Below are 25,563 nucleotides of genomic sequence, written 5' to 3' on the forward strand. Positions count from 1 at the left end.
TTCAAGCGAGGAGGAAATTCCAATGTCCCTGACATTACATGGTTATTCCACTGCACCAGATCATGCGTGGAAAGAGATCTCTTATACATCTACAAATGAAAACGCTAACTTAAAGCTCACAGGTGAACAGCATCAGCTTGTAGAAGGATTTGGCGGTTGCTTCAATGAGCTTGGTTATATTGCCCTGTCCCACTTGAATGAGGAGCAGCGTCATGACGTATTTCATTCCCTCTTCCATCCAGAGGGTGATCATAAATTCAACATCTGTCGCCTGCCGATTGGCGCGAGTGATTATGCAGAGCAATGGTACAGTCACAATGAGGTGGACGGCGATGTGACCATGGAGCATTTTTCAATCGAACGTGATTTCAAATATTTGATTCCATACATCAAAGAGGCTCTGACCTATAATCCGAATCTGCAATTCTTCGCCTCGCCGTGGAGCCCGCCTACCTGGATGAAGTCACCGAAAGCCTATAACTATGGAACGCTACGCTGGGAGAAGGATATCCTGGAAGCTTATGCGCTGTATTTCGTCAAATTCGTACAGGCATACCAGGACGCTGGCATTACCATCCATCAGGTCCATGTACAAAACGAAGTCATCGCGGATCAGAAATTCCCTTCCTGTATGTGGACAGGTGAGCAGCTGCGTGAGTTTATCGCCGATTACCTGGGTCCTGCTTTTGACAAGCATGGTCTGAATACGGAAATCTGGCTGGGAACGATCAACGCACCTGATCCATGGGAAGAATTGATCAAAAAGAAAACAAATGATTTTGACGAATATGCCGGACTGGTGCTTAGTGATCCCAAAGCCTACGCCTATATCAAAGGAGTCGGTTATCAGTGGGCAGGCAAAAATGCCATTCAACGTACAGCCGCAAGCTACCCGGAGCTTCGTTACATGCAGACCGAGAATGAATGCGGTGATGGCAACAACTCGTGGAACTACGCCAAGTATGTATTTAACCTGTACCAGCACTATTTCAGCAATGGAGTGAATGCGTACATTTACTGGAACATGGTTCTGGAGCCGAAAGGCCGCAGCACATGGGGGTGGGAGCAAAACTCCATGATTACGGTAGACCCGGATGCCAAAGAAATCATTCGGAATCCCGAGTATTATGTGATGAAGCATTTTGCTCATGATGTCGTTCCTGGTGCGCGAAGAGCGGGTCTGTCTGGAGCCTGGAGTGGCAAAGCCGTGGCTTTCCGCAACCCGGACAATAGTCTCATCATTGTCATCAACAATCCGTTCAAGGATAGCCGTGATCTGCATCTGGCATATGAAGGACAGACACTCCGGTTCGAGCTGGAGGCTGATTCCTTCAACAGTATTGTCATTGAACCGAATTAACTACCACTTAAATACTCGCAGAAGTAGCGTCATGCTCTGGGAAATTCCCTGAGCAGGCGCTATTTTTCTGTTTCACGATCCACTATGATCACACCTGTAGAACGCCAACCATAGATGACTTAACCAAAGGTCATTTTGTTTTTATATTTACAAATCTATAAATATAGATATAATGTAATCCAGTGAACCAAACCTTACTGACAAATCTTATAGAAGGGCTCAACGATATTTATTTTTAAGTTATTATATCTATTTATCTGTATATTTAAATTAATTGGAGGTACGCTTCACATGAAATCACAGCAGGTCAACCCGCTACTTATCCTCATTCTGGCACTGGGTGTATTCGCCATCATCACTACAGAAGTAGGCATTATAGGAGTACTACCCCTGATCACGCAGAAATTCAACATTACCGCTGCACAGGCTGGATGGCTGGTAAGTATTTTCGCTCTAGTTGTTGCCGTGTCTGGCCCTTTTCTGACTTTGCTTGTATCTGGTATCAATCGTAAAACTATTTTGTTAACTGCTGTACTGTTATTTGCCATTTCCAATGTAGTCTACGCCTACACAACCCGCTTCGACATGATGTTAATCTTTCGGATTATCCCGGCCATTTTTCATCCGGTCTTCTTCTCTGTTGCTCTCGTCACGGGTGCCAAGCTGGTCCCACCGGAAAAAAGCAGTCAGGCCGTTGCCAAAGTGTTTACCGGGATCACTGCTGGCTTTGCATTTGGCGTGCCCCTAACTTCCTATCTTGCGGAACGATTCTCGTTGGAGGCTGCGTTTTGGTTCGGAGCGGTTGTCAGTCTCATTGCTTTCGTCGGTATATGGATTTGGCTGCCCTCGATGCCTGTGCAAGAAAAGATGTCTTATGGCAAACAGATCGGTATATTGCGTAAACCTGCGCTGTGGCTAAATATTGCTACTGTCGTTTTTATTTTTGCAGCGATGTTCTCCGTATACAGTTATTTCGCCGAATACCTTGGGCAAGTCACCCGTATGGGCGGTTCATGGATTAGTGTGATGCTCTTGGCCTTTGGTGTTATTATGATCGCCGGAAATTTGGTATTCGGACAGCTTCTGCATCGGAATATTCCGAGGACCGTTTTCCTCTTCCCGTTGCTATATATGGCGGCTTATTTACTCGTTTATTATGCAGGTTCCTATTTCATGCCGATGATTATCATGGTGTTCGTCTGGGGTGCGATTCACTCTGGCGGTCTGATTGTCAGCCAAACTTGGCTAACAACGGAGTCTCAGGAAGCACCGGAATTCGGAAATAGCCTCTTTGTCTCTTTCTCTAATCTGGGGATTACCCTTGGTACCTCCATCGGTGGCTGGTTCATTGCCCAACTCGGCATCCATCAGGTTATCTGGAGCGGAATCATCTTTGGTCTGCTTGCTTTGGTATCCATCGTTGTCAAAATAAAATTTTTCACCTCTCGTAGTCGTAGTTCAATTGAACGGCATAAGAGTTAAGGGTCCAGTTGGTCTGGAGCGAAGCGCTTCAACTTCATCAAAGGAAGAAGTTAAACATATAAAGAGACGTGTAGAGACCACTCTGATCACTCCCTATGGAATTTCCATGGAATGATCCAGAGTGGTCTCTTTTATTTGTCATTTTGTGGTTTACATTTACCAAATGTTTATCTAGTATTAACTCCAATAACACATATCTTTACATAACACTAGATAACAAGGGAGATTACAACATGCGCAAATTTTCGCCGAAACGTTACGCCGGATGGCCCTTATCATTCCTCTTATGTGCCTCCATCCTCTTCGCACCTTTTGCCTCCACTCCGGCTCAGGCTGCTGAAGCAGACAGGGAAACTAAGATTACGTTGCTGGGAACATCGGACATTCATGGCCGATTTATGCCGTGGGACTATGCCCTGGACGGTCCGAATCCGACAGGTAGCATGACACAGTTGTACACGATCGTGAAAAAAGTACGTGCTGAGAATCCGAATACAATTCTGCTGGATGCAGGCGACATGATTCAGGACAACTCGGCTGAACTGTTCAACGATCAACCTCAATCTCCCATGATGGTCGCAATGAACGAAATGAAATATGACGCATGGGTCATGGGAAATCATGAATTTAACTTTGGATTGGACGTATTAGAGAAGATTTCCTCACAGTTTAAGGGACAACCCTTGGTAGGTAACATTTTCAAAGAAAACGGCGACCGCTACATGCCTGCCTATACGATTATTGAGAAAGACGGTATCAAGGTTGGCGTCATCGGAATGAACACACCTATGATTACTGAGTTCGAAAAAGGTACGGATCACCTGAATGGCATCATCGTCAAAGATCCTGTAGAAGAGACCAAGAAGGCCATCGCCGAGCTGAAAGGCAAAGTGGATGTGATGGTTGGACTCATGCATATGGGACTGGATAACGAGAACGGGAACCCGGGCACCGGGGTCACGGATATCGCCAATGCCAACCCGGAGCTGGCTGCCATTTTTGCCGGACACATGCATACGCTGATTGAATCCCAAACGGTTAACGGCGTATTGATCTCCGAGCCAAACAAATATGGTTCACACATTTCACGGATTGACCTCACGTTTGCCAAAGAAGGCGACAAGGTTGTACTAAAAAGCAAGGAAGCACAAGCACTCGCTGTAAAAGCAGCTGATGGCTCTTATGAAGTGTCCGATCCCGGACTGGAAGATACACTGCATCCGTTCCACGAGTTCGCTCGTGCCGATGCCAACATTGAAGTAGCTGAACTAAAAGGAACCAACATGGTACCGGCAGATGAGATTACAGGCATTCCTGCTGTGCAGATTCAGGAGACACCACTCTCTGACTTCTTCACCGAAGTCATGTTACATTATAGCGATGCCGACGTTGTCGCACACCAGATCGATAACGATAAGGCCAAGCTAGATGTCGGACCGATCAAGAAAAGGGATATTGCGTTCAACTACCAATTTACCTTTGGTGAAGTAACGGTATATGAAGTGACCGGACGTGATCTGAAGGATTACATGGAATGGTCTGCGGGTTATTTTAACTCCACACGCCCTGGCGATGTGACGATCAGTTTTGATCCGAAACGACGTGCTTCCAAATACAGCACCGACGATTTCTTCGGTGGGGTGACGTATGAGATTGACCTGACCAAGCCTTACGGCAGTCGGATTACGAACCTCAAATACAATAATGGCACAGTGGTCAAAGAAGAAGATACACTCAAGCTCGGCATGAATGCCTACCGGATGGAAGCCTTGATTGCCAAAGGTGGGGCACTGGAAGGACGTAAGTTCAAGCAGTTGTGGTCCTCTAAGGACGCTTCAGCATTTGGCGAGATTCAAGGTACGATCCGTAATCTGTCCATTGCTTATCTCAAAGACGTGATGAAAGGCGTCTACGAACCGAAGATCCAGCACAACTGGAAAATCACCGGTGTGGATCTGAACGCACCTGCACGTGCAGATATCGTAGAGCTGATTAATGAAGGCATCATGTCTGTTCCGACAACGGAAGATGGCAAGTATACCAATATTGCGTCCATTAATATTTTGGATACGGTGACTGAAGAAGAAATGACTGCACTTGCCACCAAAGCGAACGTAAGTATCGCGAAATTCTCTGGCGTGAAAACCAAAGGTGAGTTCTATCAAGAGCTGAATAAAGCTCGTAAGGCGTCCACTGGCAGTGGTGAAGAAGAGACTTCACCTGAGAAGCCGACGACACCAACGGTACCGAAACCAGACACATCGAAACCAGGCAAACCATCTACATCACCAAGTACAGGTAAACCGGGTACAGTCGTTAAAGGTAAACAAGCCAAGGTTACTGCGGACTACCTGAACGTACGCTCCAGCGCTTCATCCAAAGCCAAAGTGGTTACTGCCGTACCGAAAGGCACCGTTCTTGAGGTGATCAGTACAGATAAGTATGGTTGGGTCAAAGTGAAACTGGATGGACGCGTAGCTTATGTCTACGGAAAATATGTAAGTATGCTGAAATAGATTGCCAGTTGACGACTCTAGGTAATTAATCTATTCATAAGAAAGACCTCCTCCACAATGCATGTGGAAGAGGTCTTTTCTTTTTTGGATTTTAGAGCCATACGTTACGTGTTCACCTACTCCTGCGCCAAGCTTCGCACCTTTTTCACAAACTGATCCAGCTTGATTCCATTCGTTTGTTTGGTGAATTCAAGCGCCTCGTTGGAGAACCCCTCATAGGCAGAAAGGACATAATCCCCATCGACGATATAGTACGTGCCATAACGAGAGAAGGAATAACCTCCACGTTGCTCGGACTCTACTCCCTTTTTGATCGCTGTAACTATTCTCTGACCAGGCATAAGTTTAGGTTCGAGCGCCGCAAACGCTGCGTTATAGAACAGAAATGTCTCCTTGGCTACATCTCCTCCTACAATCACTTCGTGCACCTTTACCTCGTAAGAGACGAACTCAGCTTCGTAGGGAGTCATTCCCGTAGTCTCCTGCTTTTCTGCCACTTTGCGTTCAGGTGTATCTGATTCAGTGGTCAACACCATACTGAAATTCGGCAGAACGCTCACAACCTCTGCCACAATAACTGCATCTGCGAAGTCCATAATCTCTCTATAGGTCACTTTTTTCATCCATGGAGTCACGAGAGACTGTGGCGACAGTGAGTAATCCTCCCTCAGTTCTTGTAACCGATCTCGGGAGAGAACATCTAATTCATTATCATCCGAGTTAGAAAAAGGGGCCGAGCAACCCAATAGAGCCACTGTTAACATGATTGCAAACAACCAACACACTACACGAAGTTGTGTCACGTCCCTTCTCCTTACTAGCGTTTACGCCTTATATTAATCCCGCTTGACATCCCAACTCGCAAGCATACCTCTCGCCATTTCCATATTGGATTCTTCCCCAGTGATTAATGCAAACTGTGCAACGATTGCGGGGTATGCCGCCCACTGCTCCCGAATATGCTCCAGCATCCGAGGCCATGTTCTTCCTCCTGCCTTCTCATAGCGATTGAGCAAATTCCGCAACCCTTCCTCTTCGAAGAGCGCATAATAAATGACAAAATCCTTACCCGGGTCGGCAATCTCCGCCTCGGTCCAATCAATCAGCCCGGTAACCCGCTGGGCATCGTCGACGATAATGTGCGGTGGATGCAGATCACCGTGATTGAACGTTGAGTGCTCAGGCCAATAGCTGTCCGTTGTCAGCCACCCTTCCCACCGACTGGCCAGTTGATCTGGCACCTCAAAGCTTTGTTTAATCTCCTCAATATTCGCTGCAAAAGCTTCACGAGCTTCTGTAGGCGTCTTGCTACGCACTCCGCCCTTTACCGCCTCATCAGGATCAATGTTATGCAATGCCACTAGTGAAGCAGCGAGCGAATCGAAAAAATCATCGGACAAGCTTTCCTGTGGAAATCGCCATGCGTACCCTCCCCCTGCCGGATCAACGATCGCAATCGGTTCACCATCAAGTAAAGGATAGGCGATCAGCTTCGGCGTAAAGATCCGCCATTCCGGTACCTCTACCGGCAGATGCCCTTTTACAACCTTCAGCACCTTGCGCTCATTTTCAGCCCGTTCCCATACATCCTCGCGCCGTGGCTGGCGCAGTACCCACTGTTGTCCCTGTTCATCGGTGGCAAACGCTACACGAAAGTCCATACCGGACTCATTGATGTTCATGGATTCCTCAGCAATATGAAGCCCGTTCTGTGCAGCTAAAGATTTTAGTTCCTTTTGAAATTCCAACTGCTCATTCACGTTCGATTTTGTCATTTCAGGATTTCCCCTTTTCCTCAATAAAATAAAAAAACACAGACATTCATGCCTGTGCAGTCCATTTGGATATTGGGTAACCTGAATGCTCGCGAAAAAATAGTAGTGCATTAAAGAACCACTCTATTGGAGCGATTCTTCAACGACTAGCGGCATACGTGTAAATAGGCAAACCGATCCCGATGAGCTGCACACAGGCAGAAACACAGCAAGCGCAAACAAACGTTTCGCCATACTATCTCAATCGGATATAATTTGCCACACGTATCCCTCCGTTCCGTAAGTTAACCATATGTTAACATATTCCATTTTTTAGTTCCAGCTTAAATGTAGGTTTTTTGTTCTTTTTTTTCAGCGATATGCAGGAACTTTGGTGGCTCAAAAACCGTCATACGTATAGATACATTACAAAAAGGATGAGGTGAGCGACAAATGTCCATTGTACGAAAATTATCCGCATTACCGTTCATCTTGCTTCTGTTAACGTTAGGATGCGTAGAAGAATCAGCGAAAAAGGGGAGGAGAAGCCCCATTTACGCGGGATTATTACGAATTTTTATGAAGAAAAGGGACAGGTCCTCATCGACAATGAAGAAGATAACGGTGTTGAATCAGGACCCATCTTAATTTCACTTCATACAAATGCCGAACTCATCATCGAAGGAGAGACCGTCACAGTACCTTTGGATGAAACACTGGTTGGTCGAAGGGCAGATGTATGGATAGATGAGTTTATCGCTAAATCCCGTCCTCCGCAGACTAAGGCTCTGAAGATGGTCATCCATTAACACAAGATTGAACAGATGATATGTTATAATAACGAAATAATCTTATAAGGAACGGGGAAGGATTCGCATGGACGCTAAACAACCCCCAGATCAAGAGAATCCCATTTCTCGTGGTCGACCAAGGAGTACAGAAGTTCACAAACGCATACTGGATGCCACGTTAACCTTACTTGGCGAAGTAGGTGTGGAGAAACTGAGTATGGAGTCTATCGCACAGCTCGCAGGCGTAGGCAAAAGCTCAATCTATCGGCGTTGGAGCAGCAAGGAAGCGCTGATCGTGGATGCATTGGAACGTGTCAAGCCGGAGTTCAGTACAGCTGTACAAGGCGAACTACATGAAGTGTTGTACGAAATGGCCCAAAGTTTTGCCCATAAGATGAACAATCCGCTTGGGAAGCAGATGCTCTCATTGCTGATTTCAACCCTATCTGGCAGTTCACAGATTTCAGAGTCGTATTGGGAAAACCATTCACTGCCGAAGACCAAGGAAATCTCCAGTCTGCTTGAACGTTATATTCCGAAAGAAAAACTACGTCAAGATACAGATCTGGACCTGGTGTCTGATTTTATAATCGGCTTTATTATGTATCAACTCTTGCTCAAACCGACTTCATCCGATCTGGATAACGAACTGAAACGCGGTATTGATATGATTTTAAACGGAATACAACCCAAATGATTTAGGTCCCGCTATGATTAGCAGGACCTTTTTTATTGACAATTAACGATACGATACAGTATCGTATCTAATATAAAATCATTTAAGGGAGTGTAATTCATGAGTAAACCCAATAAAACAGTGATTATTACCGGCGGTAATACCGGTCTTGGATACGAAAGTGCCAAAGTGATCGCTTCATCTCAGAAGTGGCATGTCGTTATTGCTTGCCGCAGCCTAAGTAGAGGAAACACTGCGGTGCAGACTTTGATCCAATCTACCGGTAACCGCAATATCTCGGCTATGGAGCTAGATTTGGCTTCAACGACATCCATAAGAAAACTTGCAGCGCTATATATACGAGCCGATCTTCCACCTCTCTATGCCATCGTTTGCAATGCCGGGTCTCAATTTGTGCAAAATACACAATCAACTACGGATGGTGTCGAGGCAACCTTTGGTGTGAACCATCTGGGGCATTTCCTGCTCGTTCGCTTGCTGCTTGAGTCGCTTCAGGAACAGGGGCGAATCATCGTTGTATCCAGTGACACGCACGATCCCGGAACCAAAACCGGTATGCCCGGTCCTCGCTATGCTCACCCCAATATCATGTCTGATCCTGCCCAGTCCGATCAATTACTCGCCGCCCTCTCTCCTTCTGCCCGGGGACAATTACGTTATACAACATCGAAGTTATGCAATTTGTATTTCACCTATGAACTCGCCCGCCAAGTCCAACAATCTGGAAGAACTGTTGCAGTCGCTGCATTTAATCCTGGGATGATGCCTGGCAAAGGTTCCGCTCTCGCCAGAGAGTATCGCCCGCTCCTTCGTTTCATGTGGAATTATGTAATGCCTCTGATGCGTTTCTTTAATGCTGGCATACGCACCACTAAGCAATCAGGAACTGACCTTGCAAGTCTCGTATTACATCAACCTACAAGCGAATTAAAGGGAACGTACTGGGATGGACCGAAGAAAATCTCTTCTTCCGAGGAGTCGTACAACCCTGAACGTGCCGTAGAATTATGGGACTGGAGTTCAGAAAGACTTGGTTTGCATAATACGATTTAAACATCATTGTGAATTACTCCGTTAACCCACCTGCATATAGAGTATAATGAAGAGGTATACGATAAATGTACGGTGCAATGCTTGTATATAAGCATATTGCATAATTCGATTCCAAACGCTCCCGTGTACAAGTCGCTTTAAGGAATTATGCACTATGCTCTTGTATTCAAAACTAACGTAAAAGAGGTTAACGATGAGTAAGCAACAATTTAAAGATTATGGACTTGGCGAAGAAATCGTAAAAGCGCTGGATAGCCTGGGCTATGAAACCCCAACGGAGGTTCAAACCAAAGTTATTCCAGTAGCCCTTGAAAATAAAGATCTTGTGGTCAAATCACAAACAGGCAGCGGGAAAACAGCCGCCTATGGCATTCCGCTCTGTGAGCTGGTGGATTGGAACGAAAATAAGCCCCAGGCTTTGATTCTCACGCCAACCCGCGAGTTGGCTTTGCAAGTCAACGAAGATATTACCAATATCGGACGCTTTAAGCGTATTAAAGCAACCGCACTATACGGTCAGTCTCCTTTTCATATTCAAAAAGCCGAGTTAAAACAAAGAACGCATGTCGCTGTAGGCACACCTGGACGGGTACTGGACCATATCGAACGCGGCACCCTCCCGCTGGATCGGATCTCATACCTTGTCATTGACGAGGCCGATGAGATGCTGAACATGGGCTTCATCGAGACGGTTCAGTCGATTATTCAAGCTCTTCCTAGCGAGCGAGTAACGATGTTATTTTCCGCTACGTTCCCTGAAGATGTAGCCAAGCTGTCACGTAAATACATGAACAACCCGGTGGAAATTGAGATCAAGGCAAGCGGTCTTACAACAGCAACGATTGAACATGCTGTGATTCATGTACCAGAGGTGAACAAAACGGCACTGCTTCAGGACCTATTTATTGTTGAAAATCCAGATAGCTGTATCGTGTTCTGTCGTACGCAGGAGAACGTGGATAAACTGTTCCGTGTCATGGCTGACCTAGATTATCCAGCGGATCGCATCCACGGAGGCATGGAACAAGATGAGCGCATCGAAGTGATGAATGCATTCAGAAGAGGACAATTCCGTTATCTGATTGCAACGGATGTAGCCGCACGCGGGATTGATATCACGAATATTACCCATGTCATCAACTACGATATTCCTTTGGAAAAAGAAGGCTATGTGCACCGTACAGGCCGTACGGGTCGCGCAGGGAAAACAGGCAAAGCCTTTACCTTGGTTACCCCGAAGGATGGCAGACGTCTGGCCGAGATCGAATCGTATATCGGATTTGCCATTCCTGTCGTGAAAGCTCCTTCCGAGGAAGCTGTTGACCGTCGTCGGGAAGAGTTCGAGAAGCGTTTGAAGATCGTGCCTGAACGCAAAAAGGACAAACGTGAACAGTTGAACCAACAGATCATGAAGCTGAACTTCAACGGAGGCAAGAAAAAGAAACTTCGTGCGGTAGACTTCGTGGGCACCATCGCCAAGATTGAGGGCGTCACTGCAGACGACATTGGGATTATTACCATTCTGGATAATGTAACCGATGTGGAAATTCTGAATGGCAAAGGCCCACTCGTGCTTGAGGTTATGCAAACTACAACGATAAAACGTATGCAGCTCAAGGTTCGCAAAGGTCATAAATAGATTTTGAACCTGTTTAAATAGAATGTTATCCAACAAGGGGTAGTGGCTTATTTTATAAGTCTACTACCCCCTTTTTTATAAATGCTTTTCTCTACTTCTACGTTGAGGATTATTGCCGATGGCACTCATAAATGCAGGTAAATTACTCGCTATCGCCGCTATATTCGGGATAAAGTTCCATTTGTTCATCAGGGTACACATTGTTCACTTGTACAAGATTCCATTTTAATTACACTAAGTATGTAAACGCTTCACAAAGGACCGATATTAGGAGGTGTGTGTAATGGGCAACAGGAAAGCAGTTTGGCTTCTGGTCTTCGCGCTAACGCTAACCATGTTTGGGTTTCATCCCGAACGGACCAGCGCGGCAAGCGTGACCATCACCAACGGTTCCGATTGGCTGGATACCACAGGCAACCCCATTCAGGCCAATAGCGGAAACATTCTGAAAGTCGGCAGTACGTATTATTGGTACGGCGAGCATGCGGTCAGCGGCAAGTTTGACAGCGTTAATGTCTATACTTCAACCGATCTGAAGAACTGGACGTTCAGCAATGCCATTCTGACCAAGGATTCAGCCACCGAGCTGGCCTCCAGCAAAATCGAACGTCCCAAAGTCATCTACAACGCCGCCACAAAGCAGTATGTGCTATGGGCACATTACGAGAACGGTACAGATTACAATCTGGGACGGGTCGCGGTAGCAACGAGTAGCACACCAAACGGTAAATTCACGTATGAGGGAAGTTTTCGGCCTTTGGATTACGAGTCACGCGACATGACTGTTTTTGTAGATACAGACGGTACAGGTTATCTGATCACAGCATCCCGCAAGAATGGCGGGGCCAATGATACCATGGCTATTTTCAAAATGAACGCCAGCTATACCGGTGTGGAATCCTTTGTGGGTTGGCAATTCGAGAACGCCTATCGTGAAGCTCCTGCCGTTGTGAAAAAGGGCAATCGTTACTACCTCTTCACCTCTCAGGCTGCTGGCTGGTATCCGAATCAGGGCGCGTATGCAACCGCATCGTCCATGACAGGCACGTGGTCCGCTCTTACACCTTATGGCAATCCATCGGCCTTCGGCTCCCAGATCCATGATATTGCCACGATTACAGGCAGCAACACCACATCCTATATTTATATGGGCGACCGCTGGAATCCACTCAATCTTGGTGAACATAAACATATCTGGCTTCCTTTAACCTTGAATGATTCAAACGGAACCGCCTCACTGGAATGGTACAAAGAGTGGAATATCGATGCTGTAACAGGCACGGTAACGCCACCTTCTCTTGTTAATCACGCCCAAGGCAAAACAGCTACCGCCATCTCCACAGCCTCCGGATCATCTGCATCCAATGTTAATGACGGCAACTATCAGACTTCTTGGGCAGCATCGTCCAATACTTGGCCAGCCTGGTGGCAGGTCGATTTCGGCGCACCGAAGACCATCACGGAGATCGATATCTCCTGGTTTATGTATAAAGGATCGGAAGGCTATTATAAGTATAAAATTGAGATCAGCAACGATAGCGTCAACTACTCCACGCTAGATCGAACCAGCAACACCACCTATGGGTTTACGACCGACGCTGTTCATTTTACCGCCCGGTATGTACGTATCAATATGGTCAACGCTGTCCTGTGGAACAATCCGGGTAACTGGTACACCCCAACCCTGCACGAGGTCAAAATGTTAGGCCCAGCAACACCTGATGCTACGAATTACAACCGTTTCAGTTCCTTCAATTATCCAGATCGGTACATCCGTCATTCCAACTTCACTGCACGGATCGACGCCAACGTCTCACCTGTACTGGATTCCCAGTTCCGCGTTGTACCAGGCTTGGCCAGCTCTACAGGCATCTCACTGGAGTCCATCAACTTCCCTGGCTACTTCCTGAAACGCAATGCCAGCAACAAAATCGTACTTGAAGCGTACACGGATACCGCCACCTACAAAGGAGATGCCACTTTCCTGAGCAGCCCCGGCTGGGCTGACAGCTCCAAAGTATCCCTCCAGTCGTACAGCCAGCCTGGATACTACATCCGGCATTACGACTATGTATTGCAGCTGGACGCCATCAATGCCTCCAGCAGCGCAACGGTGAAGGGTGACGCCACGTTTGGGCGAGCTGATTTTTAGTTTAGAAATTGGAGATGAGAATGAGCATTCCATCTCGAAAAAGAGGCTGCTTCTTCAGGAATCTTAACTGGAGACATGGCCTCTTTAGGCTTTACCAAATTCCTAATTCCGACTGGGATAACCCTACTTTATATTGATTGAGAATGCAGGTTGGATTAAGGCATAATCTCCGGCCAGACTGGCTACCGGCCGCCAGTTCTCTATTGCTATTTTATAATCACCCGCATAAGCCTCATCATCAACCTGAGCTTGCTCTACTTTTCCAAGAACCAGATGATCTGTACCCACCTCAATAATCCGATCCAGTGTAAGTTCAAAGGCAATCGGAGCCTCAAGCACGGAAGGCACATTCACACGTTTGCCCGGATTAGGCGTAACACCTACCAGTTCGAATTCATTTTCCCCCGATACCACATCAGCTGACGATTGCTGCATCGACTCTACCAACGATGCTGAGACCATATTAATGACATACTCACCTGTCTCCCGAATATTAACCAGTGTATCTTTGACGGTACCCTCCCTATCGCCTACGCCTGGTCCAATGGAAATGAGCAGTGTGGGTGGGTTGCGCGAAGCCACGGTAAAAAAACTAAAAGGTGCCAGATTAAGAACCCCATCCTTACTCCTCGTGGAAACCCACGCAATAGGCCTTGGCACCACGGACCCGATCATCAATTTATACATTTCCTCTACAGAGAGAGCTGCTGTTACAAACTCATTTGCATCATGTTTTGGCAATCTTTCTCGTCCTTTCTTCCATTCCCATTCGCGGCTCCTTCGGTTTACAAACTCCAATGGGACAAATATAGTTGATTTAAGAATATACACATGTTCAGTACAAAAAAAGTACGCACTTCAAAGTGCGTACCTACTCGAAGGAGCGTATCTACGATGGATAAACCAAGTACACCCCAGGAGGAAGCACTGACTCCATTTGACTACACCTTGTCCATCATTGGCGGAAAGTGGAAGATGAAGATCATGTACCAGCTTGCCTTTCATGGGGTTACACGTTACGGAGAACTCAAGAGACGTGTCCCTGGAATTACGTACAAGGTGTTAACCTCCCAACTGAATGATCTGGAGAGCGATGATATTGTGAAAAGAGTGGAATATGAACAGACACCACCAAAGGTGGAGTATTCCTTAACACTCAGGGGGCAGAGCCTGATGCCGATTCTCGAGGAAATATGCAAATGGGGAGTACACAACGTACCGGACTCACAGACTCTAAATGAATTATTATAGCTTATTGACGATATCCAAGATTTCTTTCATATTGTATGTGTCGTCCTGAATGCGCCATTCCCCTTGTTCCTGTAAAAAGGTAATCTCCCCTTCTAACGGAATGGTCTTCGTTTCTTCTCCATCATAATTCGTAAATACCAAATTTAGCGTGTACTCCACGAGCATCCAATCGTTTTTACTTTCTTTAATCTTCGCTTTTATATCTTTAGCATGCAGTGACGCATCTTCTTTGTCTGCCACCTGAAATGGCAAACCCATACTATTTCTTTCAAGATTCCGTTCAGTCAGGAAGGGCTTCATGATCTCTTTTTTGGCTAACACCTTTTCTACGGTTAATAATTCTTCACCCTCCTTGTTATCGACTGCAAACTCCGTCTTTTTATAATCCAAGGTCATTTCAAGAGCCTGTTGTTCTTCCTGGGCGGATGCCTTTTGGTTCGTCAATATACTTAACTGACTAGTTGAAGTTGGAGCTGGCTCTTGAATACTTTCGTTTTTTTTGGACTCGTTACACCCCATCATTATGAAAGACATCAGAGTAACTGTTCCGATGATATAATTTAATTTACGCAAAATCATCCTCCATCCTGTGCGTTCTTTTTATCGGCTACAGCTGAATACATAAGCAGGCGGCAGGTTACGGTACACCCTTGTCATGCTTACGTTTTCGAAAAATTGCTTGAGCAATCCCCGTTTAAGTAACGTGTACTGAAAAGTAATGAACTTGCCATCTTTCTTCAAATATTGCCTTGATTTAGATAAAATGTCCAGTGATACCTCCGCAGGCAGACTCGCAAAAGGCAGTCCGGATACAATGTAATCAACCTTGTTCAGTCCATATAGTTGTATGTGCTGATCGACATGCACGGCAGAATCATGAATGATGTGTACATTCGGAAGATGACCGTACTTGTTGCGAAGCAACTGGCAGAAGCGGGCGTTGTTTTCAATCAGGATCAAGACCGTCCCTGGCTGCATGTTCGCAAGCAGCATTTCCGTAAACACCCCCGTGCCTGGCCCATACTCCACAATGCATGATGCACGGTCAAATGCGATGTCTTTCACCATTTTTGCTGCTAGATATTTTGAGCTGGGGGCAATCGCCCCAATCCATCGGGGACCCTGAATGTATTGCTTCAAAAAGGATAACCATTCCATGCTGTCCGACCCCCTAAGTTGATTTCTGAGATCAGTATAGAATCCAAATCTGAAGAAGCAGTCGATGAAACTAAGAAGAATAATGAAGATTTGCGATCTTGGTATGCTATATCATATTCCGGAAGGACAGACCTTGCGAATGCTGCCGGGGTAAACGTGAAGAAAACACAAAAAGCCACATTCGATTTCTCGAATGCAGCTCTAACTTTTAATCACTTTTTGGAATATACAATTTTCTTGATACTGTCGATGGACAAACAAAATTGCTCTATGAGTTGGTCAATGGACATGCCCGCAGCGAATAGCTGGCGGATCTCATCGTTTCTTTGCTCCAAAACCATTCGGCTGCCCGAATTCTCGCCCCACTTTTGATGGGTTTCCTTCGGTTTGGGGATATACACCAATCCACCAGGGATATGGCGCTGGATTTCCTTCAATAATGGTTTCGGGAAGATGGTGTCTGCGTTAATATATTTCATATTTGCTCCGCTCCTTAAAAGTTAAGATCTTTAAGGCTGCAGAGTCAACCGATGAACACTGTTATACGCATTATAGTGGTGTGGCGGAAATGGACTTCAAGCTCTATACAAACAACCGCCGTTGTTCATCGCATGGACTCTGCATAGAGCGGATCGTGAAACTTCTTATGAATCGAATCATGGTAGCCCCCCATTCGGTGAATCCTATATTAGTTACTTTCATGGTACTCTTATAAGTTCCATATGAGAACACAATATCCTTTTACAACATTCAGTACTGATTCAAACTCCGTTCCAGCATCTCTCTCACTTGTTGTTGCAGCTCCAGAGGCTCAACCACCTTCACTTCAGGCCCATAGGAAAGCAGCTTCCTCGCTGTAAAAGGAAACTCCTCAGACGGAACAAGTCCTCGCCATTCATTACCTTCAACCGACTTGAACAGTACATCTGATCCTGCCAGTCTCGCCCCAAAATCCGTGAATTGCAGCACGACTTCTACGCTTTCTCTCTCTTCCTTGAAATTCAACCACTCTTGCAAACTAGGAACCGACTCGTCGATGGAATCCAACATAACCAGCTCTTGCATGCGATCCACCCGATACAACAGCACCCGATCCTTCCTCCGGGCCGGCATATACCAATGCCCGTGATCGTAATAGATGCCGATGGGGAAGACCTGTACTTTTTTATGTCCCTGCCGGGAATGATATATAAATTCAATCTCTCTTTTATCTACGGCCGCGCCTAATATCTCTGTTGTTAATGCCTCGACCTGCACAGCATGATGTTGAAGGAACGTAATGTGCTGCCTCATCCGTGTAATCAGATCCTGTACATCCTGAGGTAAAGTTGAATAATATTCCTCGGCGAGATGCTCACGTATCGATCCGTACGGAAAATCCGGGACGTTCTCCAAATATTCAATCATCATAAACAAACCCAACGCCTCATGCTGTGTAAGTTGGAGTGGTGGCAAAATCCGATTAGGCAGCACTCGGTAACCCCCGTTCACTCCAACCTCCGTATACAAAGGAAAGCCCAACTCCTGCAGATCATTCAGATCTCGCTGGATCGTACGGATCGACACCTGAAAACGCTCCGCCAATTCACGAGCCGTAAATTTCTTTCTCGAATCCATCAGTCGCATCAATGCGAGTTTTCGATTATTTATGTTCACCCCACCTAACTACGTCAACATTTGTCATAGTTGGAGTGTATCATACTTTTCAGAAGGGAGCGATTGATATGTCTAATACTAAAGTTGTGCTATACATTGCGATGAGTCTGGATGGGTACATTGCAAGACTGGATGGTTCGGTGGATTGGCTGTTCGATGTGGAAGGCGATGGTGGCGATAACGGGTATGGCGAGTTTTATTCAACGATTGGATCGGTGGTTATGGGACGTCTTACGTATGAAGAGGTGCTCAAGCTGTCAGAGGATTTCCCCTATGCGGATCGCCCGACGTATGTACTCTCCCGTTCCAAACAAGCCCCTGCACCACACGTACAATTTACGGACGAGGCTGTGGAGAACCTGATTCCTCGTTTGAAGCAAGACTCCGGCAGTGATATTTGGATTGTTGGCGGAGGCCAGCTGGTACAAGCCGTTCTGCAACAACAACTGCTCGATGAGGTTGAGGTTGCCATTATTCCAAAAATTCTTGGTGACGGAATCCCCCTCTTTCCAACAGGAACGGTACCAACTCATTTCAAAATGATTCATACGTACACGTTGGGGCAGATCATTTCGATCCGCTATCAGGTACAAGGGAATTAACTTTAGCGTAGTTAACACATCCCTTTCGATGTATAAGGTGTACTAAAAGAAGAGTCAGGCCTCTCTAATTCAAGAGAGGTCTGACTCTTCCGATTTTAAATGTAAATTAAAATTATTTTAAATTTCCCTTTAGATATTCCGCTAACGCATCAGCAGTCCTTCGATGAGATAACTCACCCGGATGGCTTCTGGCGCCTACCGTCTCCTCGGTCGTATCTGGAAGCTGTATAACCGAGACTTTCGTATCACCAGCCTGTTTCGTATAAGCGTCAACAGCACGATAGATCGCTGGCATCATTGGGCATCCAAGCATGCCGTATGCCCATACGAGATGCGCTTCTGGATTGTTTTTTCGAAGTTGAATCAAGAATCGGGTCACGGCATTCTCAAAAACAGCTAGATCCTCTTCGTGGTACGTGCCGTCTTCGTTCAAGCGTTGCTTATGCACCTTTCCGGTAACGGGGTCCTTCCACGCCGGGGTTTGAAAGGCTCCTCCATCATTGCTTCCCAAATTAATCACCACTACATCCGGCTGCCAGGAATTAAAATCATGCTTACCCCCTGCGCCAAGTGCTGCGTTCTTATCTCCGGTCACCAATCCACAGACTTGCTCGTAATAATCAGGGATATTTGCATTCGGATTGTTATCCCAACTCGTCAGCACACCCCAGCCGCTCTGCGAGATGACGCGGTATTCTGCATTCAGCGCTTCTGCTGTCATGGCCGTATAATTATGTATGGCGCTGAACCACATCGGAATCCAATCCTCTTCCGCTTTGGCTCCAATCGCACCTTCTCCAGATGTAATACTGTCACCGATAAATTCAATCTTGTACGGTCTCTCCTCTACAGGCAGGAAGATGCCATCCGATTTGACCGCATGAATCTGCAAGGAACAGCCCGGATCTCCATTCATAGCCTGTACATCTTTCACAATCCGTACATTTTTCACCACATTCTCGTTCATTCCTCGGAATACGCAGATCCAATACCTTCCCGCCGTTAACATCTGTCTGCTCACCGGGACACCGTTAATCAGAATGCTGATCCAAGGTTCATACAGGTCATAATCGGACTCGATCTCCACCCACAACTCAGAGCCATTTACATTAAGTTCAACCGCACTTCCGGTCCAAAACAAGGTTAAGGGCGACCGTTGTCCTGTCGTTCTGCCGTGTACTTTGAGGTTGCTGATATCAGATAACGCGTACGTCTGTAATTTCTCATTAGCCTTCACGATGTATTCCTCCCGCATGATTATTGCCCCAAAGGGGCAGTCTCATATGACTAGTTTTTGAGAAAATGGTCTACATGCTTCTGGTACTCCTCGTACCAGATTTTCCATTCTGCTTCACGAGATTCCAAGGCACGCCCATCCAGTAATGCCTCAATGACGTTCAGGCAGACATGCCACCCCGCTAGATCTTTAGGTGTATGGCTTGTGATGTGATGGATGGTTTCAAGCAGCAGCAGACGACACCCATTCGGCTCTGGGTATAACTCAAACCGAACCCGGTCTTCTGCCCAGGTATATTCGAGAACAGAGCCAGGGATAAGCTCGATAATGTTGAGTTCCTTGAAGGTACCATCCGGCATATTAAACTTGATGCTTCCACCTTCCCGAAGGTCCGTTACTTCGAGTTCGGAGAACCATTTTGCAAGCTTTTCGTTTTCCGTTAAAAAGGACCATACATCCTCCGCAGCGTGCTTCCAATGACGTTCAAAACAAGCCATGGTGCCATTCGGTACTCGCTTCAAATCTGCAATCATAATGGTACCTCCTCCATAAGAATAAATCGATTTCTTACCGCTCTGAATGTGGAATTATCCGATATTGTGCAAAGCCTGAAGCGCTTCCTCTTTGTTTTTCAAAAAGAAAACATGCTTGCCATGGTTGCACTCATAGATGAAGTCTCTGAGGCTTTTACTGTTGTATCCGTCAAAATCTCCGACTATGGCAAGCTTCACCTGATAGTTCACGTATTTCTGCAAAATATCACCTGCAAGTTTGGTCTTCAGTTCGAAGAAATCTTCGGTGAGGTTGGATTTATCAATCAGGATTTTATGAGCGTCATCTGTGTAGTTCACTGAGGCCATCAAATCCAGTGCGTCTTGAACATTGTTAATAACGATGTCATTGCTTTCGATGATGGCAACCTTGGAGTTACCCTGTTGGTCAATGGTTATTTTCATTGTAATTTCTCCTTCCGCACAGCTTTTCTTTATAATATCTCGCAGTTCCATAGTGAAAAGCAACGACTTTTTGAGCGTGTTTATTTATTCATTTGAACAATCCGGTTGTTATGAGTTGTCCATTGTTTGTAATTATCGACAACAATTCTTCTGCTTCCAACTACACTTCGGTTAACAAAGAAAAAATTTCACTCACGTTTGCAAGTGATTCCGGTTACGCAACGCCTAAAGTTGATATTCGTGGTGTTGTTTTCAGGGAAAATAAAATACTTTTGGTTCGCGAGAAAATAGATGGGGCATGGGCATTACCAGGGGGATGGGGCGACATCGGCTTCTCACCATCGGAGGTAGCCGTGAAAGAAATTAAAGAAGAATCCGGGTTTGATGTCCTGCCGATGAGACTTTTAGCCGTATTGGACAAAAAATTTCATGATCATCCACCCGAACCCTATCATGTATATAAGATGTTTATTCAATGTGAAATTGTTGGAGGAAAAGCTGAAACAGGGGTGGAGACCAGTGCGGTTGAATTCTTCTCATTGGACGAATTGCCTGAGCTTTCGTTGGAAAGGAATACGATTGAACAAGTTAAAACCATGTTTGAGTTTCTGGAACAACCCAATAAAAAAGTGATTCTGGATTAAGCTGGATCATCCATGAGGATGTGAGAAGGAGTCGCTCCGCTCCATCCTCATCCGGGTTCAATGATATCCATCAGCATGATTCTGCACATGACGTCATCATCCACGATCTTGATAGAAAGTGTCGTCTGCACCGTCTTCCTTAATGAGATTCGCTTTTGGAATGGATACGACAAATGCGGAGCCCTTATCGCCTTGCGGCGCTGATTTCACGCTGATTCTACCTTCCAGAGACTGAACGATATCACGTACATGGGACAGGCCAATTCCGGTTGCTGCAATGCCCACTTCATTGAATTTAGTCGTATAACCTGGTTCGAAGATCACGTCTCGCTTCGCCTCTGGCACACCTTTTCCAGAATCGATAACCACAAATTGCACATCCGCTCCCTCTTCCAATACTCGAATCTGAATTGTTCCGTCGTTCTCAATAGCTTCCACGGCATTGGCGATCAGATTGTTCATCACAGTTAAGAGAGGAATGTAGTAAGGGGAGTCGCAATCATATTGCTGCTCGATGTGGATCTCAATCTTTTTGTTGAGCATTTCACTATATTTCCGATTTCCTTTGGTCGCAAAATTCAGTACCTCGGAAAGGCTCATATTCACCGATTTTTCGCTATCGTACAATTTCAACAGACCTGCAAGGATACGCTGGGAATCCTTCTTGACCTCATGAATCTGTTGGGCGATGCCGAGCGTCCGCTGGCTGTATTGGTTCAAGTCCTGCTCTCTGAGATCCCGATAAAGGTCGTAGCTGTCTACGGCAATACCTTCAATCGTATTCATGGCTTTTTTCAGATAAAAGACTTCACCGTACAGACCTGAGTTAACGCTCAGCATCTGCTCCATCCGCTTCTCCTGCTCAGCATGCAGCAGTCGCATCTGCCTCACCGCAAAGCTGTTATACAGCCCGATGATAAAGTAGCTTCGCAAACCACCGAGCACCAGCAGATAAAGCCATTCTTTCATATAAAAGATATTTGTCCCACTCAATACACCGCGAATGAATAGCTCCACGAGATTAGAGGAAAAATCAATGCACGTAATCAATCCACCCAGCACAAGAGGCGGTATCTCATGGAATCTGTTCTTGAACTTGCTGAGGCCATAGGTGAATACGACATAATACATTCCCGCACCGAGATTATCCTGCATGCTTTCGATGATCGAGATCGAATTCACATGATTCATTAAATCAGCTGATTGAAAAATGAAGTTCACAATCCCCGCCAAAATCCCCGTCTTCACATAAGACAGATGCGGCATAATCATCAGCAAAAATAAAAGTATACTTACACCCAGACCAATCCGGAAGTAATCCTCCCGAAAAGGATTTATTTTAAAAAGCGCCCCCACAGCTGTAGCAAAAGCAACTGCAGTCATTTGCACATTTTCATTACGAACCCAATTGCGCATCATATTCCACCCATCATACCCTCGATTAGCGCTCCTCATTCATCTGCGCTTAAGACGTTAAACATACTAACATATGAAGAATTCATTAGAAATGATAAAAATAAGGGAAGTACTTATTACACTAAAGAGCTTCAGTAACCTACGCCTGACCCATATATAACTCTCAAGTGCGTATGTCACTTTGAGGTGCGTACTTCTCACCTTTCTTATTCTGATCCACAATAATGACAGAAGAAGAGAGGAGCATGCCCATTGAAACCCAATCAATCTGTTACCAGTTACACTGCGCTTGTCATCGGTGCTGGAGGCGTCATTGGAAGAAACCTCATTGATTATTTAATGACACTTCCGGAATGGAATATTATTGGTGTATCACGTCGTGGAGGAGAAGATGCCCCTAGGTTACAATATATATCGGCCGATTTGCTAAACGAAGCAGATACTCAGGCCAAACTGTGCCAGTTAACATCGGTTACTCATATTTTCTACGCCGCTTATCAGGATCGCCCGACCTGGGCCGAATTGGTCCAGCCCAATCTCGACATGCTCGTCAATGTCGTGAATACCATCGAACGGATCGCACCCAATCTCCAACATATTAGTCTAATGCAAGGTTATAAGGTGTACGGTGCACATCTGGGCCCATTTAAAACACCTGCCAGGGAAACGGATGCGCATCATATGCCCCCTGAATTCAATATCGACCAGCAGCAATTTCTCGAGGAACGGCAATCTGGAAGCAGTTGGACCTGGTCAGCTCTGCGTCCATCCGTTGTATGTGGATTTGCTCTGGGTAATCCAATGAACCTCACCATGGTTATTGGGGTGTATGCATCCATTTCTAAGGAACTTGGCTTGCCACTTCGTTTTCCCGGGAAACCCGGAGCTTACCACTCCCTACTTGAAATGACAGATGCATCACTGCTCGCTCGTGCGACTGTCTGGGCGGCAACCGATCCACGCTGTGCTAATCAGGCGTTTAATATCACCAACGGCGATCTGTTTCGCTGGAATGAACTTTGGCCCAAAATTGCTGCATTTTTCGAACTGGAAACGGCACCACCCCTGCCTCTCTCGCTTGCAACCGTTATGGCAGACAAAGAAGTGCTTTGGAATTCCATGATTGAAAAGTATGGTTTAATGAATACCTCCTATGATGATGTCTCCTCCTGGTCCTTCGGTGATTTTGTCTTCTCTTGGGATTATGATTTCTTCGCGGATGGATCCAAAGCCCGTCGTTTCGGATTTCACGATTTCGTTGATACAGAGAGTATGTTTATGGATATATTTGAAAATCTACGCGAGCGCAAGATCATTCCGTAATAGATATAGAATGCACAATAAGCCGATTCCTGTTACAAGAATCGGCTTTGCACCGTCAACAGTCAGAGGTCGGCGGCTTAAACAAGATTTTCCCTCGATCACCATAAACCTTTTCTACATGTGTATCGCCCCATCTGCACATCAGATGAAGAATCTCTTTAAGGCTCCACCCATACTCCGTTAACTCATACTCCACCTTCGGTGGAACCTGGTGATGGGAAATACGCGAAATGATCCCCGCATCCGTCAGTTCACCAAGCTGTTGGGTCAATACTTTCTGTGTAATGGAGGGTAGCAGCCTTATTAGTTCGCCATTACGTTTCTTGCCAAAGGTAAGATGGAATAAGATAACTGGCTTCCACTTGCCGCCAATCACTTCAAGAAGGGCTTCAACTGCAGTGTTATATACTTTGATCGGTTCCTGCATATCAGCTTCTATCTCCCTTCCAAAATTCAGTGTATCCTGAACAGATTATTTTTTTGTATACCAGCGATGCGTTGGATCATTAGTGATTTGAAGTGCTTGGCAAAGATGCATCTTATCCTTATATCATAACTAAAATTCTGTCTGGATAGGTATTAGTGTTACAAAAAAATAGCCTGCTTCCTTTATGTCAAAGGTTCAGGCTATTCTTCAATCTTCCCGATTCATCTTCTCAAAAATATTTACTAATTGGGCTCGATCCTCTTCGGTCAGCTTCTGGAATAAATTCTTACGCAGCTTCTGCCCCTCCAATATTGCTCTTTCGAGGACTTCGACCCCTTTATCGGTAATGTTCAAATATATAATGCGGCGGTCAGCTTCATCTACCATTCTGACGGCTAATTTCTTGGCAACCAGCTTATCAGCTAAATAGCTGAGTGTAGGCGGAGTCAGGCCCAATAGTTTGGCAATATCCGAAGGTCGGCTTTTTCCATTTTGATTGAGATGACTGAGTACAAGCACATGAGAGACGCCGAGGTCCTCATTAAACGATTTGTTCCACTGTATAATCAATTTATTGGTGAAATTGTCCATGTTGTGTATAAGCTCAAAAATGTTCTGTTCTTCCATGTGATCCTCCTCGTAAAAATAAAACAACAGCCCTCATTCAACTTAAGGGCTGTCATCATTTTACACGCTATTGGGCTGAGTATCCACCATCGATAACCAGCTCAGATCCTGTAATGTACGAAGAATCATCCGATGCCAGGAACAATGCAGCGTTGGCAATATCGATAGCCTGCCCCAGACGTTGCAAAGGCGTTGCCTGAACGAGTCGATCAAGCAATTCCTTCGACGTGTTCAAGGCTTGAGTCATTGGTGTTTCGATGATCCCAGGGAAGAGAGCATTCACCCGAACACCTTGACGACCAAAGGTTGTCGCCGCTGCTTTGGATAATGCGCGTACTGCCCCTTTGGATGCCGAATAGTGGTTAAAGCCTTGTCCAATCAATGCGGTGTATGAAGAGATATTGACGATGGAACCTTTCTTTTGTGCTGCCATATAAGGAGCTACATGTTTCATGCCAGCAAATGGGCCAAAGCCATTAATGGAGAGCATTTTCTGCCAATCCTGCGCATTGATTTCCTCAAACGGCTTCTCTGAAGAAATGCCTGCATTGTTGACCAGAATATCAATTTTACCAAAACGTTCGTTAACTACTTTCGCTAATATCTCCCAATCTTCATCGGAGGAAACATTCAACTTCATTCCATACACATTCTCTTTTTGGCTTGCTTTCTCCAGTGCTTCCTCATTAATGTCTGCAGCAATAACGATGGCGCCTTCCTTTGCAAAGAGATCCACCATGCCTTCACCAATTCCTGATGCTCCACCAGTAATAATAGCTACTTTATTATCTAATCTTCCCATATGAAACGCTCCTAACGTAA

Annotated in this window: 26 protein-coding genes; 12 read left to right on the forward strand and 14 right to left on the reverse strand. The window is 45.7% G+C overall.

Annotated features, from left to right (window positions below):
* The first annotated feature begins 22 nt into the window (after positions 1-22).
* From AC3ITG_RS31500 to AC3ITG_RS31510, 3 genes are all read left to right on the forward strand, one after another.
* Positions 23-1,360 carry a glycoside hydrolase family 30 protein gene (locus AC3ITG_RS31500; RefSeq protein WP_489252387.1) on the forward strand — a complete coding sequence of 446 codons (1,338 nt, stop codon included), beginning with the start codon at positions 23-25 and terminating at the stop codon, positions 1,358-1,360.
* Between the two features lie 291 nt (positions 1,361-1,651).
* Positions 1,652-2,842: an MFS transporter gene (locus tag AC3ITG_RS31505; RefSeq protein ID WP_413373980.1), complete on the forward strand. Its 1,191-nt coding sequence runs from the start codon at positions 1,652-1,654 to the stop codon at positions 2,840-2,842.
* A 233-nt stretch (positions 2,843-3,075) separates the two neighbouring features.
* Positions 3,076-5,358 (forward strand): 5'-nucleotidase C-terminal domain-containing protein, encoded by a 2,283-nt coding sequence (locus AC3ITG_RS31510; protein WP_489252388.1) that lies wholly within the window; start codon positions 3,076-3,078, stop codon positions 5,356-5,358.
* Positions 5,359-5,474: 116 nt separating this feature from the next.
* Here AC3ITG_RS31510 and AC3ITG_RS31515 read toward each other — a convergent pair whose 3' ends face one another.
* Together AC3ITG_RS31515 and AC3ITG_RS31520 are read right to left on the reverse strand one after the other, a co-directional pair.
* Positions 5,475-6,161, reverse strand: a complete 687-nt coding sequence (locus tag AC3ITG_RS31515; protein WP_489252389.1) for a hypothetical protein — start codon at positions 6,159-6,161, stop codon at positions 5,475-5,477.
* Between the two features lie 33 nt (positions 6,162-6,194).
* Complete coding sequence (locus AC3ITG_RS31520; RefSeq protein WP_489252390.1) at positions 6,195-7,133, reverse strand: macrolide 2'-phosphotransferase; 939 nt, start codon at positions 7,131-7,133, stop codon at positions 6,195-6,197.
* Between the two features lie 491 nt (positions 7,134-7,624).
* Between AC3ITG_RS31520 and AC3ITG_RS31525 the strand changes: the two genes are divergently transcribed.
* The 5 genes from AC3ITG_RS31525 to AC3ITG_RS31545 all read left to right on the forward strand — a co-directional run bounded on the left by AC3ITG_RS31525 (position 7,625) and on the right by AC3ITG_RS31545 (position 13,444).
* Positions 7,625-7,921, forward strand: coding sequence for a hypothetical protein (locus AC3ITG_RS31525; RefSeq protein WP_413373975.1), 297 nt, complete (start codon positions 7,625-7,627; stop codon positions 7,919-7,921).
* A gap of 67 nt (positions 7,922-7,988) precedes the next feature.
* Entirely contained in the window at positions 7,989-8,600 is a 612-nt protein-coding gene (locus tag AC3ITG_RS31530; protein WP_413373974.1) for a TetR/AcrR family transcriptional regulator, read from the forward strand.
* 99 nt (positions 8,601-8,699) lie between these two features.
* Positions 8,700-9,653, forward strand: coding sequence for an SDR family NAD(P)-dependent oxidoreductase (locus AC3ITG_RS31535; protein WP_489252391.1), 954 nt, complete (start codon positions 8,700-8,702; stop codon positions 9,651-9,653).
* A 193-nt stretch (positions 9,654-9,846) separates the two neighbouring features.
* Positions 9,847-11,292 (forward strand): DEAD/DEAH box helicase, encoded by a 1,446-nt coding sequence (locus AC3ITG_RS31540; protein WP_489252392.1) that lies wholly within the window; start codon positions 9,847-9,849, stop codon positions 11,290-11,292.
* Between the two features lie 334 nt (positions 11,293-11,626).
* Positions 11,627-13,444 (forward strand): AbfB domain-containing protein, encoded by a 1,818-nt coding sequence (locus AC3ITG_RS31545; RefSeq protein WP_489254560.1) that lies wholly within the window; start codon positions 11,627-11,629, stop codon positions 13,442-13,444.
* 123 nt (positions 13,445-13,567) lie between these two features.
* Here the strand turns inward: AC3ITG_RS31545 and AC3ITG_RS31550 are convergent, their stop codons facing one another.
* Positions 13,568-14,185 (reverse strand): flavin reductase family protein, encoded by a 618-nt coding sequence (locus AC3ITG_RS31550; RefSeq protein WP_489252393.1) that lies wholly within the window; start codon positions 14,183-14,185, stop codon positions 13,568-13,570.
* A gap of 153 nt (positions 14,186-14,338) precedes the next feature.
* Here AC3ITG_RS31550 and AC3ITG_RS31555 point away from each other — a divergent pair, with 153 nt between their 5' ends.
* Entirely contained in the window at positions 14,339-14,695 is a 357-nt protein-coding gene (locus tag AC3ITG_RS31555) for a winged helix-turn-helix transcriptional regulator (protein WP_489252394.1), read from the forward strand.
* Here the strand turns inward: AC3ITG_RS31555 and AC3ITG_RS31560 are convergent.
* The 4 genes from AC3ITG_RS31560 to AC3ITG_RS31575 form a co-directional block, all read right to left on the reverse strand.
* A complete protein-coding gene (locus tag AC3ITG_RS31560; RefSeq protein WP_489252395.1) occupies positions 14,690-15,268 on the reverse strand; it encodes a hypothetical protein in 579 nt (192 codons plus the stop codon). The two genes, AC3ITG_RS31555 and AC3ITG_RS31560, sit on opposite strands and share 6 nt — an antisense overlap.
* A 27-nt stretch (positions 15,269-15,295) precedes the next feature.
* Entirely contained in the window at positions 15,296-15,853 is a 558-nt protein-coding gene (locus AC3ITG_RS31565; protein ID WP_489252396.1) for a class I SAM-dependent methyltransferase, read from the reverse strand.
* 212 nt (positions 15,854-16,065) lie between these two features.
* Positions 16,066-16,332, reverse strand: coding sequence for a CD3324 family protein (locus AC3ITG_RS31570; protein WP_413373967.1), 267 nt, complete (start codon positions 16,330-16,332; stop codon positions 16,066-16,068).
* Positions 16,333-16,603: 271 nt separating this feature from the next.
* Entirely contained in the window at positions 16,604-17,509 is a 906-nt protein-coding gene (locus tag AC3ITG_RS31575; protein WP_489252397.1) for a helix-turn-helix transcriptional regulator, read from the reverse strand.
* A 68-nt stretch (positions 17,510-17,577) separates the two neighbouring features.
* Between AC3ITG_RS31575 and AC3ITG_RS31580 the strand changes: the two genes are divergently transcribed.
* A complete protein-coding gene (locus AC3ITG_RS31580) occupies positions 17,578-18,111 on the forward strand; it encodes a dihydrofolate reductase family protein (RefSeq protein ID WP_489252398.1) in 534 nt (177 codons plus the stop codon).
* A gap of 112 nt (positions 18,112-18,223) precedes the next feature.
* On the opposite strand, the gene AC3ITG_RS31585 is transcribed toward AC3ITG_RS31580, so the two are convergent.
* From AC3ITG_RS31585 to AC3ITG_RS31595, 3 genes are read right to left on the reverse strand one after another with little or no spacing between them, the layout of a single operon-like run.
* Positions 18,224-19,348: an SGNH/GDSL hydrolase family protein gene (locus tag AC3ITG_RS31585; RefSeq protein ID WP_489252399.1), complete on the reverse strand. Its 1,125-nt coding sequence runs from the start codon at positions 19,346-19,348 to the stop codon at positions 18,224-18,226.
* A 50-nt stretch (positions 19,349-19,398) separates the two neighbouring features.
* The gene (locus AC3ITG_RS31590) at positions 19,399-19,881 is read right to left on the reverse strand and encodes an SRPBCC family protein (protein WP_489252400.1); all 483 of its coding nucleotides are present in this window, start codon (positions 19,879-19,881) and stop codon (positions 19,399-19,401) included.
* Between the two features lie 54 nt (positions 19,882-19,935).
* Positions 19,936-20,304 (reverse strand): DUF4180 domain-containing protein, encoded by a 369-nt coding sequence (locus AC3ITG_RS31595; protein WP_489252401.1) that lies wholly within the window; start codon positions 20,302-20,304, stop codon positions 19,936-19,938.
* A 122-nt stretch (positions 20,305-20,426) separates the two neighbouring features.
* Here AC3ITG_RS31595 and AC3ITG_RS31600 point away from each other — a divergent pair, with 122 nt between their 5' ends.
* Positions 20,427-20,948, forward strand: a complete 522-nt coding sequence (locus AC3ITG_RS31600) for an NUDIX domain-containing protein (protein WP_489252402.1) — start codon at positions 20,427-20,429, stop codon at positions 20,946-20,948.
* A gap of 96 nt (positions 20,949-21,044) precedes the next feature.
* Here the strand turns inward: AC3ITG_RS31600 and AC3ITG_RS31605 are convergent, their stop codons facing one another.
* Positions 21,045-22,367, reverse strand: a complete 1,323-nt coding sequence (locus AC3ITG_RS31605) for an ATP-binding protein (protein WP_489252403.1) — start codon at positions 22,365-22,367, stop codon at positions 21,045-21,047.
* A 249-nt stretch (positions 22,368-22,616) separates the two neighbouring features.
* On the opposite strand from AC3ITG_RS31605, the gene AC3ITG_RS31610 reads away from it, so the two are divergent.
* A complete protein-coding gene (locus tag AC3ITG_RS31610; RefSeq protein WP_413030027.1) occupies positions 22,617-23,687 on the forward strand; it encodes an SDR family oxidoreductase in 1,071 nt (356 codons plus the stop codon).
* A gap of 55 nt (positions 23,688-23,742) precedes the next feature.
* On the opposite strand, the gene AC3ITG_RS31615 is transcribed toward AC3ITG_RS31610, so the two are convergent.
* The 3 genes from AC3ITG_RS31615 to AC3ITG_RS31625 all read right to left on the reverse strand — a co-directional run bounded on the left by AC3ITG_RS31615 (position 23,743) and on the right by AC3ITG_RS31625 (position 25,543).
* Positions 23,743-24,114, reverse strand: a complete 372-nt coding sequence (locus tag AC3ITG_RS31615) for a winged helix-turn-helix transcriptional regulator (RefSeq protein WP_489252404.1) — start codon at positions 24,112-24,114, stop codon at positions 23,743-23,745.
* Between the two features lie 207 nt (positions 24,115-24,321).
* On the reverse strand, positions 24,322-24,741 hold the full coding sequence (locus AC3ITG_RS31620) for a MarR family winged helix-turn-helix transcriptional regulator (protein WP_489252405.1): 420 nt from the start codon (positions 24,739-24,741) through the stop codon (positions 24,322-24,324).
* A 67-nt stretch (positions 24,742-24,808) separates the two neighbouring features.
* Positions 24,809-25,543 carry an SDR family NAD(P)-dependent oxidoreductase gene (locus tag AC3ITG_RS31625; protein WP_076287245.1) on the reverse strand — a complete coding sequence of 245 codons (735 nt, stop codon included), beginning with the start codon at positions 25,541-25,543 and terminating at the stop codon, positions 24,809-24,811.
* Between the last annotated feature and the right edge of the window lie 20 nt (positions 25,544-25,563).

Source organism: Paenibacillus sp. GL_099_B (assembly GCF_057835695.1).